Below are 13772 nucleotides of genomic sequence, written 5' to 3'. Positions count from 1 at the left end.
AAGTTGTTGCCGATCTTGGATGACCTCGCCCGGAGCATCAGCATCGTTCACGTCTGAGCGCTCTCACGGCGGTTTCAAGGCTGGGGCCTCCGTAGACTGGTCGGGTGGTAGCCAGTCAAGTGCATCTCGTGCGTCACGGTGAGGTCTTTAACCCCGAACGCGTGCTCTACGGACGGCTGCCGAACTACCGGTTGTCCGAGCAGGGTGTGCTCATGGCCGCCACCGCCGCCGCCGAACTGATCGAGCGCGGCCGCCCGGTCGTGCGCGTGATCGCCTCGCCGCTGCAGCGTGCGCAGGAATCGGCCGCACCGATCGCCGCCGCCTTTGGGCTGCCGGTCGACAGCGAGGAACGCATTATCGAACCGACCAACGCATTCGAAGGCAAGCGGATGCGCGGTCCAGACGGCGCGCTGCGCGACCCCCGCAACTGGCCGGCTCTGGTCAACCCGCTCCGGCCGAGCTGGGGCGAACCGTTTCGGGCTGTCTCGAAGCGGATGCTCGCGGCGATCGATGACGCCTGGAACTCGGTCGACGAGGGCGACGTTGTGCTGGTCAGCCACCAGCTGCCGATCTGGATGGTGCACCGCTCCCTCGCCCATGAACGACTCGCCCACGACCCGCGCAACCGGCGGTGCGATCTGTCGAGCATCACGACGCTGTCCTGGCGCGGCGACCACTTCGCTGAAACCGGTTATGCCAGCCCGGCCGCAGAACTTCTCGATCCGAGCAACGACGTGGGTGCCGTATGAGCCGCGTGAAGAGTCGCCGGGTCGCCCCGCTGTTGGCCGGTCTCGCCGCAGCCGCATTGTTGCTCGCCGGCTGCTCCTCTGACCCGCTCGCCGAGCAGTACCGCGAGGGCTCGAGCAAGGGCTTCATCGCCGGCGACGGCAGCGTCACCGAGATCCCCCTCGAAAGCCGCGGCGAGGCCATCGAGTTCTCCGGCGTGACCGAGACCGGTGAAACAGTCACCAGCGCCGACAAGCTTGGCGAGGTTCTGGTCGTCAATTTCTGGTACGCGAGCTGCGCGCCGTGCCGGGCCGAGGCATCCGATCTGCAAAGCATCAACGCGCAATTCGAGAATGAGGGCGCGAGTTTTCTCGGCGTCAACGTGCGTGACCAGGCGCCGAACGCGATCGCGTTCAACGAGACCTACAGCGTGACGTACCCCTCGGTGCTCGACGTCGACACCGGCGCCATGCAGCTCGCCTTCAGCGGCAGCATCCCGCCGAACGCGGTGCCCACCACACTCGTGCTCGACGCCGAAGGCCGGGTTGCCGCCCGCATTCTCGGCCAGGTCACCTCGCCCTCCATTCTGGAAACCCTGATTCGCGACACGATCGCGGAGACTGGCCCGATCATTGACAGCGGCACCGGCGAGTGAACAATCCCTTCGGAGAGATCGTCTTCAGCGGGCAGCTGCTCTTCGCTATTCCCATCGCGCTCCTGGCCGGGCTGGTGTCGTTCGCCTCCCCGTGCATTTTGCCGCTCGTACCCGGCTACCTCGCCTACATCGGCGGCTTCACCGACGGGCGCACCGGAACCTCCAAACGGGATCGGCGCGGCCGCAACCGGCTGCTGGCCGGGGTCGGCCTGTTCGTGCTCGGCTTCACCGTGGTGTTCGTGCTCACCGGCGTCGTTTTCGGCGCGGCCGGATTCTGGCTCAACTCCTACCGCGACCTGATCACCCGGATCGCCGGCGTCGTGGTCATTCTGCTCGGCCTGGTCTTCGTCGGCCAGTTCGGCGCGATGCAGCGGACCATCAAAACCAGTTGGCGCCCCAAGATGGGCCTGGCCGGAGCGCCCCTGCTCGGCGCGGTGTTCGCGGTCGGCTGGACGCCGTGCACCGGCCCGACCCTCACCGCCATCAACTCCCTCAGCCTTGGCACCGGCTCACCCTGGCAGGGCGGTCTGCTCGCGTTGTTCTATTCCCTCGGCCTCGGTATTCCGTTCCTGTTGATCGCCCTCGGCCTCAACTGGGCCACCGGATCGGTCGCATTCCTGAAACGGCATATACGTGCCATCAACCTGTTCGGCGGCGTTTTGCTCGTCGTTATCGGAGTCCTCATGGTGACCGGCATCTGGAACGCCTGGCTCCTCGACCTGCAAGGGGTGATTGGCAGCTTTGTCCCGGCCATCTGACCACTACGATTCCCGCCCGCAGACACCGGGGGTCGTGCAGCCCAAGCTCGGCCTGACCGGCTGGCTGCGCTGGTTCTGGCGTCAGCTCACGAGCATGCGCACCGCCCTGTTTCTGCTGCTGATGCTCGCCATCGCCGCCATTCCCGGATCGTTAGTGCCGCAGCGCAGCTCAGACCCGAACGGCGTCACCCAGTACTTTGCCGACAACCCCGACCTGGCACCGGTCCTCGACCAGCTGCAAGCCTTCGACGTGTACACCTCGGCCTGGTTCTCGGCGATCTACCTATTGCTGTTCATCTCGCTCATCGGCTGCGTCATTCCGCGCACCAAACACCATTTTCTGGCCCTGCGCGCGAAGCCGCCGACCACTCCGGCCCGGCTCTCCCGCCTGTCGGGTTTCATCGAGCATGACGCGCCGGCTGAAACGGATGCCTCCGCCGCCATCACCCACGCCCGCACCCTCCTGAAATCCAGCGGCTACCGCGTCGCCCGGTTCGAGGCTGAGGGGGAGTCATCGGTCTCGGCCGAACGTGGCTACCTGCGCGAGACCGGGAACCTGATCTTTCACGGCGCCCTGGTGGGCGTTCTGGTCACCGTCGGATTCGGCGGCGGCTACGGCTTCAGCGGCCAGCGCGTGCTGGTCGAAGGCCAGACTTTCGTGAACACCCTGCTCGCCTACGACTCCTTCAACCCTGGACGTTTCTTCGACGACGGAACCCTCGACCCCTACACCCTGAGCCTCGACGACTTCGCGGTGGCCTACGAGCAGCTCAACCTGCAGGCCTACGGCCAGCCGATCGACTTCACCGCCGACGTGACCGTCACCCCCAAGGGCGCTGAAGCCGAGCCCGGCGTGGTTAAGGTCAATGGGCCGCTGCGCACGAATGGCACGAGCATCTACCTGCTCGGCAACGGCTACGCACCGACCATTCAGGTCACGGCCCCCGACGGCACCGTGGTGTTCTCCGATTCGGTGCCGTTTCTGCCGCAGGACGCCAACCTCACCTCGCTCGGCATCGTCAAGGTGCCAGACGGTTTGGCCGAACAGCTCGGCATGATCGGTTTCTTCTATCCCACTCAGGACAAGGCCGAGTCCGGGGCGAACTTCTCCAGCTACCCCGACCTCGAGTATCCGCTGCTCACCCTGAACGTGTACACCGGCGACCTCGGTCTCGATGACGGCGTGCCGACATCCGTTTATGCCCTCGTCACCGACGATCTGACCCAGCAGAACGGCGGCACCACCGGTGTCGACTCGATCGAACTCAAGCCGGGCGAGTCCACCGAGCTGCCGAATGACCTCGGCACGGTCAGCTTCATCGACAACGACCCGGCCGCCTCGGCTGCCGGCGATCTCAAGCAGTCGGTTCCGCGCTTTGCCAGCTTCGACATTCACCACGATCCGACCCAGATCTGGCTGATCTCCTTCTCCGCACTCGTGCTGTTCGGCCTGTTCACCGGACTGCTCGTGCCGCGTCGCCGAGTCTGGGTGAAGGCGACCACGCGTGCCGATGGAACGGTTCACCTCGAATATGCCGGCCTCGCCCGTGGTGACGACCCAGCCCTCGGCAGCGCCGTCACGGCCCTGGCCGACCGACATCTGAAACTGCTCAAGTCCCGCCAACCCATCGTCGCCACCCCCGAAACGACTTAGGCTTAGATCGTGAATCTGACTGACCCCGCACTGCTCAACTCGTACTCGCTCTACGCGCTGTATTCGGCGATGGGCGTCTACGCCCTCGCTTTCATCGCCTTCGCGATCGACCTCGCCCGCCGCTCGAGCGCGGTCGGCGTGATCGAGGCGGCCGACCTGGTGGAAACGGATGCCGCTGCTTCGGCCGGCGCCGCAGCATCCGCTGGCGGTACCCGCACCCTTGAGCGACCGGCCCTGAAACGGCCGGTGCTGTCCCGTCTCAGCGCGCGGATGGACAACGATGCGGCCATGCCCTACGGCCGCTCGTCGAGCCTGCGGGTGGGCGTCTCGCTCACCGTGCTTGCCTGGGCACTGCACCTCGTGGCAACCGTTATGCGCGGTTTCGCCGCCGACCGGGTGCCGTGGGCGAACATGTACGAATTCGCGATGACCGGAACCCTGCTCATCATGACGGTGTTTCTGCTCGTGCTGGTGCGCTCGGACCTGCGTTTTCTCGGAACCTTCGTCACCGGCCTCGTGCTCGTGCTGCTCGGAATTGCCGCCCTGCAGTTTTACGTCGAGGTCGCCCCGCTGCCGCCGGCGCTGCAGTCGGCCTGGTTGGTGATCCACGTTTTCGTGGCGTCCCTCGGCACCGGAATGTTCGCGCTCGGCTTCGCCCTGTCGACCGTTCAGCTGTTGCAGTCGCGGCGGGAGAACCACGTGCTGGAGGGAGCTGCCGCGCCGCGGGGGGCGATCGCATCCGCTCTGCGCCTGCGTTTTCTGGCCACGCTGCCGTCGTCAGTGACACTGGAGAATCTGTCCTACCGCATCAATATCGTCGGCTTCATTTTGTGGACCTTCACCCTGATGGCCGGCTCGATCTGGGCCGAACAGGCCTGGGGCCGCTACTGGGGCTGGGACACCAAAGAGGTCTGGACTTTCATTATCTGGGTCATCTACGCCGGCTACATCCACGCCCGTGCGACCCGCGGCTGGCGCGGATCACGCTCGGCCTGGCTGTCGATCATCGGCTTCAGCGCCGTCATGTTCAACTTCGGCATCGTCAACGTGTTCTTCAAGGGCCTGCACGCCTACTCTGGCCTGTAGCCCGCAGTCACTCGAAAGCGGGTGAAAGGTTGCTTCAGCCCGTTTGAATCGGCCTTTCACCCGCTTTCGCGATTAGGTTGCGCGCTACTCGGCGGCGGCGAGGAGCGCGTGGGTGCGCGCGAGGCGCGCCAGCCACCAGTCGCGGCGCTCCGGACTGGCCGCGTGCTGCGTGAGCAGAGCACGGTCGGGGGTGACCCGGCGCAGCGGAATCGCGCCGTCGACCGGGAGTAGCGGGTGGGTCGTGACGTCCTCGGCCAGCAGCGAGGCCGTGCCCAGCCCGCAGTCGAAGTACAGGCCGGGAACGGATGCGGCCAGGTGGGCGCCCATGGACAGCCCGACCGAGGTGTCGAGGGCGCTGGAGACGACGACCGGAAGGCCGGTCTGGCCGATGATCGACAGGGCGGCGCGAATGCCGCCGAGTGGCTGCGCTTTGATCACCAGGATGTCGGCGGCGCCGGCCCTCGCCACGGCGAGTGGGTCGCTGCTCTTGCGCACGCTCTCGTCGGCGGCGATCGGCACGCTCAGGTAGGTCGTGCGCTGGCGAATCTCGGCCAGTTCCGGCACGGTCAGGCAGGGCTGCTCGACGTATTCGAGATCAAAGGCGCTCAGGGCGTGAATGGCATGCTCCGCCTCATCCACATTCCACAGTCCGTTCGCATCGATTCGGATGCGTCCCTCGGGGCCGAGCACGCGGCGCACCTCGGCGACCCGGGCGACATCGTCGGCCAGAGTCTGATCGGGGCTGGCCACCTTCACCTTGGCTGTGCGGCAGCCGGGAAAACGGGCGAGCACTTCGGCGACCTTGTCGGCGGAGACGGCGGGCACGGTGGCGTTGACCGGAATGCTTGTGCGCAGCGGGTGCGGCGAGTCCTGCCAGCCGAAATCAATCGCGGCCCGCAGCCAGTTGACTGCCTCAGCGTCGTCGTATTCGACGAAGGGAGAAAACTCCGTCCAGCCCTGCGGCCCCTCGAACAGCATTGCTTCCCGGCTGTCCAGACCTCGAAACCGGTCGAACAGTTTCAGGGAGACGACGTGCGCGGAACCGAGAAGCTCTTCCAAGGGGGGGACCGTGGCATCCAGTGAGGTCATCATGGATCCAGTCTGGCAGTCTCCGGCTGGGTAGTTGGTCAGAGCGAATCCTGATCGAGGTCATCGCCCTCATGATCGTGGTCGATGCCGTTCGGCCTGACATTGACCAGGGCGACCGCGATTCCGGGGGCGATGAGCAGATAGGCGTCTTCGAATCGGCCCTCCCCGCTGTTTACCCGCAACCAGTACGGCAGCCCGGCAGCGATGGCGCCGTCGATCTCTACCTGGATCGACTCGACCGAACGGCCGCCGAGGGAATAGGGCTTGCCGCCATAGACGATGTCGATGCGGTTCATGGTTCGTCCTTCGAGCTCAATGGCGCGAACGGGGAGCGGGGTTCTGGAACGATTTGCAGGCCGCCGGAGGAGTTGGCCGTGGCCATGAGCGCCTCGATCCACTCGCGGTTCAGGGTGGGAGAGCGGCTGCCGAAATACTTGTATGCGATTGGGATGCCGGGGTGCAGCCAGATGGTGGTCCGCCCGTTGCCCGCCTGCGGGTCATTGCGCCAGGTGAAATAGAACGATTCGCCGCGCCGAAGCTTGGCTCCGACTACGACCTGGATATGCGCCAGAACTCGGTCGTCGAAGTCCGCGGTGAGGGTCGAGTCGTAGGTCAGCTTTCCCATGTCTCGCTCCAGCTCGCGTGCATTCGGTTGATCCTGACCTCGCTAGTCGCGCAGGTAGTGCTCCAGCCGGGGCACGTGCAGAAGAGCCAGGGCGCGTTTCTCGATCTGCCGCACGCGTTCCCGGGTGACGCCCTCGATGTGGGCGATCTGGTCGAGGGTACGGGGCTCGTTGCCGTCGAGGCCGAACCGGGCCCGCAGAATGGAGCGTTCTCGGGGCGGCAGTGTTTCCAGAAAGAAGCGGATGTCCGCGGCACGCAGGGTCAGGGTGGCGTGTTCGTCGGGCTGGGGCAGGTCGTCGTCGATGATGAGTTCAGCCATGTCGCCGGCGCCATCGCCGACCGGGGTGTGCAGGGAGATCGGTTCGTTGTCGTACTGCAGCAGCCGCAGCACATCGCGCACTGGAAGCTGCGCGGCCTCACCGATCTCGCGTGCTGTCGGGTCGCGGTCGAGCACGCTCGTGAGATCACGACGGATCCGCTTGATCTTATTCAGCTTCTCGGCCGTGTGCACCGGGATGCGGATCATGCGCGATTTGTCGGCCATGCCGCGGTGGATGGCCTGGCGGATCCACCAGGTGGCGTAGGTGGAGAACTTGTAGCCGGTCATGAAGTCATACTTTTCGACCGCACGCACCAGGCCCATATTGCCGTCCTGAACGAGGTCCATGATGGGCACCCCGCGACCGGAATAGTGTTTGGCGATGCTGACGACCAAGCGCAGGTTGGCCTCGATGAACTGGTTCTTGGCGCGGCGCCCGTCTTGCCCGAGCCAGGCCAGGTCCCGCTGCTCCACCGAATCGCGCGGGAGGGCATCGCCGTCCCGCAGTAGTCGAGCCTCAGCGAACAGACCCACCTCGATGCGGCGCGCCAGATCAACCTCCTGCTCGGCGTTGAGCAGGGTCCCCTTGCCGATGCGGCGCAGGTAATCGCCGAAGGCATCCGTTGATGCGGCGCTGTAGCTGGCCGATGATGCGGCGCGGCGCGGCGCGGTATTCGCTGCCGGGCGTGGCAGCGAAGCGGTGTTGGTGTTTCTCTCAACAGTCGTCGTCATGAGCGCTTGCCCCCGCACTGGCTGCTGCTGTCTGTGATATTCATGGCCACCTCCCCGTGTATTCCAAGTCATTAGTACACCCCCGAAGGGGGGTGGCGATCAAGGGCTTGACATATTGTTTGGTACAGGTTACCTGAGGTTATTTCGTCTTTACAACCGTGGGTATTACGAGTTGGTGAAGCCGCAAGCTGCGCGTCTGCCCCCGTAGGCTGACAGCATGAGCGAACAGGTATCCGAAATCTTCGATGCGAGCCAATGGAAGGCCGTTGCCGGCTTTGAAGACCTCACCGATCTGACCTACCACCAGGATCTGAGCGGCCGAATCGCCCGCATCGCCTTTGACCGGCCCGAGGTGCGCAACGCCTTTCGCCCCCGCACGGTCGACGAGTTGTTCAGCGCACTGGAAGACGCTCGGCTGAACTCGAAAATCGGCGTCGTTCTGCTCACCGGCAATGGCCCGAGTGCCAAGGACGGCGGCTGGGCCTTCTGCTCCGGTGGCGATCAGCGCATCCGCGGCCGGGACGGCTACAAGTACGCCGAGGGCGAGACGGCAGCGGGCATCGACCGCGGACGCGCCGGACGCCTGCATATTCTGGAAGTGCAGCGTCTCATCCGTTTCATGCCCAAGGTCGTCATCGCGGTCATACCCGGCTGGGCGGCCGGCGGCGGGCACTCCCTGCACGTGGTCTGCGACCTGAGTATCGCCAGCGCCGAACACGGCAAATTCAAGCAGACGGATGCCGATGTCGGCTCCTTCGACGCCGGTTATGGCAGCGCCTACTTCGCCCGCCAGGTCGGCCAGAAAGCCGCCCGCGAGGTGTTCTTTCTGGCTCGCGAATACTCGGCCCAGCGTGCGCTCGAGATGGGCGCGATCAACGCCGTCGTGCCGCACGCCGAACTGGAAACCGTGGCACTGGACTGGGCTCGAGAGATTCTGACCAAGTCGCCCACCGCGATTCGCATGCTCAAGTTCGCCTTCAACGCCGTCGACGACGGGCTGGTCGGCCAGCAGGTGTTCGCCGGCGAGGCCACCCGCCTCGCTTATGGCACCGATGAAGCCGTCGAGGGCCGGGACTCCTTCCTGGAGAAGCGTGAACCGGACTGGTCGCCGTACCCGTGGCAGTACTGACGTGAGGCCGCTGCTCGCGGTCGCGCCGGAGCATCCGCTCGACTTTTTGGCCGTGCTGCGAAACGCGCTCGCCGGCAGCGGGCCGGCCGTGCTGCCGCTGTCGACCGATCGGGCGGCCGGAATGCCGGTCCTCGGCGACGTGCCGAAGCGGGTCGCCGTGGTGATCGAGACCTCCGGGTCGACGGGGGCGCCGAAACGGGCCATGCTCGCCACCAATGCGCTGCTGGCCGGTGCCGCGGCGTCGGCGGTCGCCCTCGGTGGACCGGGGCAGTGGCTGCTGGCCCTTCCGGTGCACTACATCGCCGGGGTGCAGGTGCTGGTGCGCTCGATCGCCGCCGAGACCACCCCGATCGTGCTACCGCCTGGCCACTTCGATCCGCAGAATTTTCTTCGTCTGGCCGAGACCATGACCGAGCCGCTGCGCTACACCGCGCTGGTTCCGGTGCAGTTGGCCCGGCTGCTCGACGCAGCGGATGACCCGGCCCTGCTGGCCGTGCTGCGGCGCTTCACCGCGATTTTGGTCGGCGGGCAGGCCATCCGACCCGAGCTCATTGCGCGGGCGGCCGAACTGGAGGTGCGGGTCGTGCGCACCTATGGATCGTCGGAGACGGCCGGTGGGTGCGTCTACGACGGGGTCCCGATCGGGGACACCCTCGTGCGTCTCGTCGACGGGCAGCTCGAGCTGTCGGGCGCGGTGCTCGCCGAGGGGTACCTCGACGATGCACCGCGCACCGCTGACCGGTTCATCGTGGAGCAGGGGGTGCGCTGGTATCGCACCGGCGACCTCGGCGAGGTCGATCCCCTGAGCGGTCGCGTCACGGTGCTCGGCCGGGCCGACAACGTGATCATCTCCGGCGGCGAGAAGGTGTCCCTCGACGCCGTCGAACGGATCGTGCGGTCCTGTGTGGGCTTCGAGACGGCGGTTGTGCTCGGTGGCGATGATGCCCAATGGGGCCAGGTGCCGGTTCTGGTGGTGGCCGGGCCGGAAGGCGCGGCGGCGGATCTGGCTGTCGTGGGGGCATCCGTTGTGGCGCTGCTGGGACGTGCCGCCAGGCCCGCGCGCGTCGTGCGAGTGGAGCAGATCCCGCTGCTGGCCTCGGGTAAGCCCGACCGGGTGGCGTTGGCCAGTATTGTGTTGGCCGGTCCTGTGTTGGCCAGTACCGTGTTGGCCGGTCCTGGGCCAACAAGTAGCATGGTGGCGTGGCACAAGGAGCTCGGCCGGTCAGGCCCAAACAACAAAGACTGAACCCTGCGGCGACGCTGGCGGGTGCCGCTTCCGGTGGCAAGACCAACGGCAAGTCAGGCCATCCAGCCTTCAAAAACGTGCCGCGCAAGGGGCCCGCCGCGGTCAAGCCGGCCACGGCCGCAGACTGGATCGCCGGTGCGCGCCTGCGCACCCTGCCGCTCGCCATCGCTCCTGTGCTGCTCGGCACCGGAGCCGCCATCGTCGCGGCCGGCCCCGGCGTCTACCACCCGGTGCGCGCGCTGCTCGCCCTCGCGGTGGCCCTGCTGCTGCAGATCGGCGTCAACTACGCCAACGACTATTCCGACGGCATTCGCGGCACCGACGCTTTTCGGGTCGGCCCGGCCCGGCTGACCGGCGGCGGCGTTGCCAACCCCCGTACCGTGCTGCGCGTCGCCCTGGTCTTCTTCGGCCTCGCCGCCGTGGCCGGCCTGACCCTCGTCATTCTGACCCAGTACTGGTGGCTGCTGCTCGTCGGCGTCGTCGCCCTGTTGGCGGCCTGGTTCTACACCGGTGGCAGAAAGCCCTATGGCTACCTCGGCCTCGGCGAACTGTTCGTGTTCGTCTTCTTCGGGCTCGTCGCCACCGCCGGCACCACCTACGTGCAGGTCGGCGACTTCACGACCGAGAGCGTGCTCGGCGGTGTGGCGATGGGACTGATCGCCTGTGCCGTGCTCATGGTCAACAACCTGCGGGACATTGTGCCCGACCAGGCCGCCGGCAAGCGCACCCTCGCGGTGCGCATCGGCCGCACGGCTTCCCGGGTCGTCTTCTGCGTCTTCCTGCTGCTGCCGTTCGTGATCGCCGGACTGTTCAGCCTGGTTTATCCGCTCGGGATCTTCACGTTCTTCGTGCTGCTGCTGGCGCTGCCGGCCTGCCTCATTACGGTCACCGCGACGTCGGCCAGGGAACTCATCCTTGCGCTGAAGCTGACCAGCCTCGCGGCGCTGGCCTACGGGCTGCTACTGGGACTTGCTTTCGCGTTCTGAGTTGGTGGTTTCTTCGGCATTCAGCGCCTGGTCCTCGACCTCAGAATCCGGGTTTACCGGCTCCTTGCCGGGGTGCCGCGCCCGGTACAGGTCACGCGCCACGCTCTCGCGGGACTTGCCGAGAAACAGGTAGGACAGGCACAGGCCGAGCATGGCAGCGATGACGGCCGCAGCCCAGGGCCAGAAACCGAGGGAGAGCAGGATCGCCAGCGGTACGGCAAACATCAGCACGCGCATCACGGAGTAGTACAGCCAGGGGGCCACGAATTTCATGAGCCAAGTTTAGAACGCCGCGCCTGAGCATCCGCACATGTCTCTCACGGCCAAGCGCCATACAATCAAGACATGCCCAAGCTCTTGATCGGACTAGGACTGGCCCTGGTCATTCTCACGGTCTACACCCTCGTAGACTGCGCCGTCTTCGACCGCAAACGCATTCGAGGTTTGCCGCGCTGGGTGTGGATTTTCGTCATCGTCCTGGTGCCGCTGATCGGCCCGCTGCTCTGGCTGCTGGTCGGCCACGGACGCTCCACCCCCACCACCCGGTCGTACCGATCGGTCGCTCCCGATGATGACCTCGATTTTCTGCGCGGCCTGAACGGCGGCGGCGTTGCCACAGCAACCGGCGAAAACCGGCCATTCAACGAGAAAGACCAGCAGGAGCGCATCCGTCGGATGGAGCAGGACCTCGCCGATCTCGACAAGAACGATCCGACACCGGGCAATGGTACCGGCGTAGACCCGAAGAAGAAGAAAAAGGAACCGGGCGAAGGCGAGCAGCCTGGCCGTCGGGATGCCTGAGCCGTTCAACGGTAGCCCGGCGACCGATTTTAGTTTCTCCCTTCTAAACGAATTTATACGTCTCGGGCTGCGCGACCTCGTGCTCTGTCCCGGTGCGCGTTCGCAGGCGCTCGCGCTGGCCGCGGCCGAGCTGGAACGGGCCGGCGGTATCCGCTTGCATGTGCGCACCGATGAACGCAGCGCCGGCTTTCTCGCGCTCGGCCTTGCGCTCGAGACCGGTCGGCCCGCCCTTGTCGTCGTGACGTCGGGCACGGCCGTGGCCAATTTGCACCCGGCCGTGCTCGAAGCGCACCACGCCGGGGTGCCGATGATCCTGCTGACGGCCGATCGTCCGGCCGAGCTGCGCGGCATCCGTTCGAACCAAACCACCGTGCAGCCCGGCATCTTCGGCGTCGCCACCCGACTGTGCCTTGACGTTCCGGCGCCGGTCGGCGAACCCGACGAGACCGGCATTGCCCAAGCGTTGGCCCGCCAGGCGACGGATGCCGCCACCGGCGAAGGCACCGCCGCACCCGGCCCGGTGCAACTGAATCTGGCGTTTCGGGAGCCGTTGTCGGCCGCGCTTCCTGCTGGATTGCCGAGGGTGACTCCGGCTGCCCCCGTTGCGCCTGCCGTCTCGACCGACGGCCCGACCATGCTGCTCGCCCCCGGACCACGCACGGTTGTCGTTGCCGGCGATGGCGCCGGTCCGGAGGCCGAAGAACTCGCCCACGCCGGGGGCTGGCCGCTGCTGGCCGAAGTGTCCAGCGGGGCTCGGTTCGGCCCGAACCTGATTGTGCACTATCGCGAGCTGCTTGGCGCCGTGGATCTGGGCGGCGAGGTCGAGCGCGTGATCGTGTTCGGCCACCCCACGCTCAGCCGAGAAATTCCCGCCCTCATTGAACGCCCCGGTGTGGAGACAATCGTGGTCGCCCCGACCGGACTCGAATGGTACAACCCCGGCCGCTCCGCGCGCGCCTTCACCCGCTCGATTGGACCGGATGCTTCGTGCGCTGCGGCCGCGCGCACCCCGGCCGGCCGGGCGTGGCTGGGGCGCTGGGTGATGACCAGCCGGGCCCTGGCTGAGGCGGCGGCCGATGAGGGCCGGGCCCCGATCGACAAACGCGGCATCACCCGCGCCGAACTGGCCGTGCTGCGGGCACCGCTGACCCGGGCGCTGCTCGTCGACGCGGTGTGGCGGGCGTCGTGGCCGCACGACCGGCTCGTACTCGGCGCCTCCCGGCTCATTCGGGAGGCGGACAAGCGCGTTCCCGGCAAGAAGATCACCGTGCTAGCGAACCGCGGACTGGCCGGAATCGACGGCACCATTGCGACGGCGCTCGGAGTGGCGCTGGCCAGCCAGGCCGAACCGGAACCGCGCTCGGTCGGAGTGACACGGGTGCTAATGGGCGACCTGACGTTTCTGCACGACGTTGGCTCGCTGCTGCTCGCTCCCGGTGAACCGCGGCCGCGGCTGCAGGTCATTGTCGGAGTCGACGGCGGCGGCAGCATCTTCGACGGCCTCGAGGTCGCGGCAACGGCTAGGGCCGAGGCGATGGAACGGGTGCTGTACACGCCGCGCAGCGTCGACCTTCAAGCCCTCGCTGCTGCCTATGGCTGGGAGTACGAGGTCGCAGCCACGCGGGCCGACCTGGAGCGCGCCCTCACCGGTGCCCCGACCGGTCCGGCCATCCTCGAGGTTCCGCTCGTTCGCTGAGTCTGCGTCGCGAGCGCGAGCGCGGGGGCTGAGGGGGTGCAAATCGCTCTTCCGGCGCGGGTCTAGGTCGATTTGCGACCCCTCGCGCGGTGGGCGCTGCGCCGCCACGCGGGTTCAACGAGTGTGCGGGACGTGCGCGGCCACACTCGCCGCGCGGGAGTGCTGGCATGGACGCAGCTCCCGCGCCGCGCGGGACCTCCGCCGGTGCGCGGGGGTTCGACGTTAGTTCCCGCGCAGCGGCGCAACTCCCGGGTAGCGAGTGTGGCACCGG

Annotated in this window: 15 protein-coding genes; 10 read left to right on the top strand and 5 right to left on the bottom strand. The window is 66.8% G+C overall.

The window, feature by feature from the left end:
* The first annotated feature begins 104 nt into the window (after nucleotides 1-104).
* From E3T46_RS12380 to ccsB, 5 genes are all read left to right on the top strand, one after another.
* On the top strand, nucleotides 105-749 hold the full coding sequence (locus tag E3T46_RS12380; protein ID WP_134578761.1) for a histidine phosphatase family protein: 645 nt from the start codon (nucleotides 105-107) through the stop codon (nucleotides 747-749).
* Entirely contained in the window at nucleotides 746-1381 is a 636-nt protein-coding gene (locus E3T46_RS12375; protein WP_134472386.1) for a TlpA disulfide reductase family protein, read from the top strand. The genes E3T46_RS12380 and E3T46_RS12375 overlap by 4 nt, the downstream gene beginning before the upstream one ends.
* Complete coding sequence (locus E3T46_RS12370; RefSeq protein ID WP_092448428.1) at nucleotides 1378-2139, top strand: cytochrome c biogenesis protein CcdA; 762 nt, start codon at nucleotides 1378-1380, stop codon at nucleotides 2137-2139. Before E3T46_RS12375 ends, E3T46_RS12370 begins: the two co-directional genes overlap by 4 nt.
* Complete coding sequence (locus E3T46_RS12365) at nucleotides 2123-3793, top strand: cytochrome c biogenesis protein ResB (protein ID WP_134578802.1); 1671 nt, start codon at nucleotides 2123-2125, stop codon at nucleotides 3791-3793. The genes E3T46_RS12370 and E3T46_RS12365 overlap by 17 nt, the downstream gene beginning before the upstream one ends.
* Nucleotides 3794-3862: 69 nt before the next feature.
* Complete coding sequence (gene ccsB / locus E3T46_RS12360) at nucleotides 3863-4879, top strand: c-type cytochrome biogenesis protein CcsB (RefSeq protein WP_092448486.1); 1017 nt, start codon at nucleotides 3863-3865, stop codon at nucleotides 4877-4879.
* A gap of 84 nt (nucleotides 4880-4963) precedes the next feature.
* Here ccsB and E3T46_RS12355 read toward each other — a convergent pair whose 3' ends face one another.
* From E3T46_RS12355 to E3T46_RS12340, 4 genes are read right to left on the bottom strand one after another with little or no spacing between them, the layout of a single operon-like run.
* Complete coding sequence (locus tag E3T46_RS12355; protein ID WP_241980700.1) at nucleotides 4964-5971, bottom strand: o-succinylbenzoate synthase; 1008 nt, start codon at nucleotides 5969-5971, stop codon at nucleotides 4964-4966.
* 35 nt (nucleotides 5972-6006) lie between these two features.
* On the bottom strand, nucleotides 6007-6264 hold the full coding sequence (locus E3T46_RS12350; protein ID WP_134444212.1) for a hypothetical protein: 258 nt from the start codon (nucleotides 6262-6264) through the stop codon (nucleotides 6007-6009).
* Nucleotides 6261-6593: an ATP-dependent DNA ligase gene (locus tag E3T46_RS12345; protein ID WP_134578760.1), complete on the bottom strand. Its 333-nt coding sequence runs from the start codon at nucleotides 6591-6593 to the stop codon at nucleotides 6261-6263. The genes E3T46_RS12350 and E3T46_RS12345 overlap by 4 nt, the downstream gene beginning before the upstream one ends.
* 42 nt (nucleotides 6594-6635) lie before the next feature.
* Nucleotides 6636-7643: a sigma-70 family RNA polymerase sigma factor gene (locus tag E3T46_RS12340; protein ID WP_134578759.1), complete on the bottom strand. Its 1008-nt coding sequence runs from the start codon at nucleotides 7641-7643 to the stop codon at nucleotides 6636-6638.
* 217 nt (nucleotides 7644-7860) lie between these two features.
* On the opposite strand from E3T46_RS12340, the gene E3T46_RS12335 reads away from it, so the two are divergent.
* The 3 genes from E3T46_RS12335 to E3T46_RS12325 all read left to right on the top strand — a co-directional run bounded on the left by E3T46_RS12335 (nucleotide 7861) and on the right by E3T46_RS12325 (nucleotide 11004).
* Nucleotides 7861-8772 (top strand): 1,4-dihydroxy-2-naphthoyl-CoA synthase, encoded by a 912-nt coding sequence (locus tag E3T46_RS12335; RefSeq protein ID WP_134578758.1) that lies wholly within the window; start codon nucleotides 7861-7863, stop codon nucleotides 8770-8772.
* 1 nt (nucleotide 8773) lies between these two features.
* Nucleotides 8774-10018 carry an AMP-binding protein gene (locus tag E3T46_RS12330; RefSeq protein WP_241980699.1) on the top strand — a complete coding sequence of 415 codons (1245 nt, stop codon included), beginning with the start codon at nucleotides 8774-8776 and terminating at the stop codon, nucleotides 10016-10018.
* A 77-nt stretch (nucleotides 10019-10095) separates the two neighbouring features.
* Nucleotides 10096-11004: a 1,4-dihydroxy-2-naphthoate polyprenyltransferase gene (locus E3T46_RS12325; protein WP_241980715.1), complete on the top strand. Its 909-nt coding sequence runs from the start codon at nucleotides 10096-10098 to the stop codon at nucleotides 11002-11004.
* Here E3T46_RS12325 and E3T46_RS12320 read toward each other — a convergent pair.
* Nucleotides 10978-11277, bottom strand: a complete 300-nt coding sequence (locus E3T46_RS12320; RefSeq protein ID WP_134444206.1) for a DUF4229 domain-containing protein — start codon at nucleotides 11275-11277, stop codon at nucleotides 10978-10980. The two genes, E3T46_RS12325 and E3T46_RS12320, sit on opposite strands and share 27 nt — an antisense overlap.
* A gap of 72 nt (nucleotides 11278-11349) precedes the next feature.
* Here E3T46_RS12320 and E3T46_RS12315 point away from each other — a divergent pair, with 72 nt between their 5' ends.
* Together E3T46_RS12315 and menD are read left to right on the top strand one after the other, a co-directional pair.
* The gene (locus E3T46_RS12315; RefSeq protein ID WP_134444204.1) at nucleotides 11350-11805 is read left to right on the top strand and encodes a PLD nuclease N-terminal domain-containing protein; all 456 of its coding nucleotides are present in this window, start codon (nucleotides 11350-11352) and stop codon (nucleotides 11803-11805) included.
* Nucleotides 11798-13501, top strand: a complete 1704-nt coding sequence (gene menD, locus E3T46_RS12310; protein WP_134578757.1) for a 2-succinyl-5-enolpyruvyl-6-hydroxy-3-cyclohexene-1-carboxylic-acid synthase — start codon at nucleotides 11798-11800, stop codon at nucleotides 13499-13501. The genes E3T46_RS12315 and menD overlap by 8 nt, the downstream gene beginning before the upstream one ends.
* The last annotated feature ends 271 nt before the right edge of the window (nucleotides 13502-13772 follow it).

Origin of the sequence: Cryobacterium sp. Hh11 (assembly GCF_004404045.1) — a bacterium.
GTDB lineage: Bacteria > Actinomycetota > Actinomycetes > Actinomycetales > Microbacteriaceae > Cryobacterium > Cryobacterium levicorallinum.
This window is presented reverse-complemented; position numbering and strand designations above follow the sequence as displayed.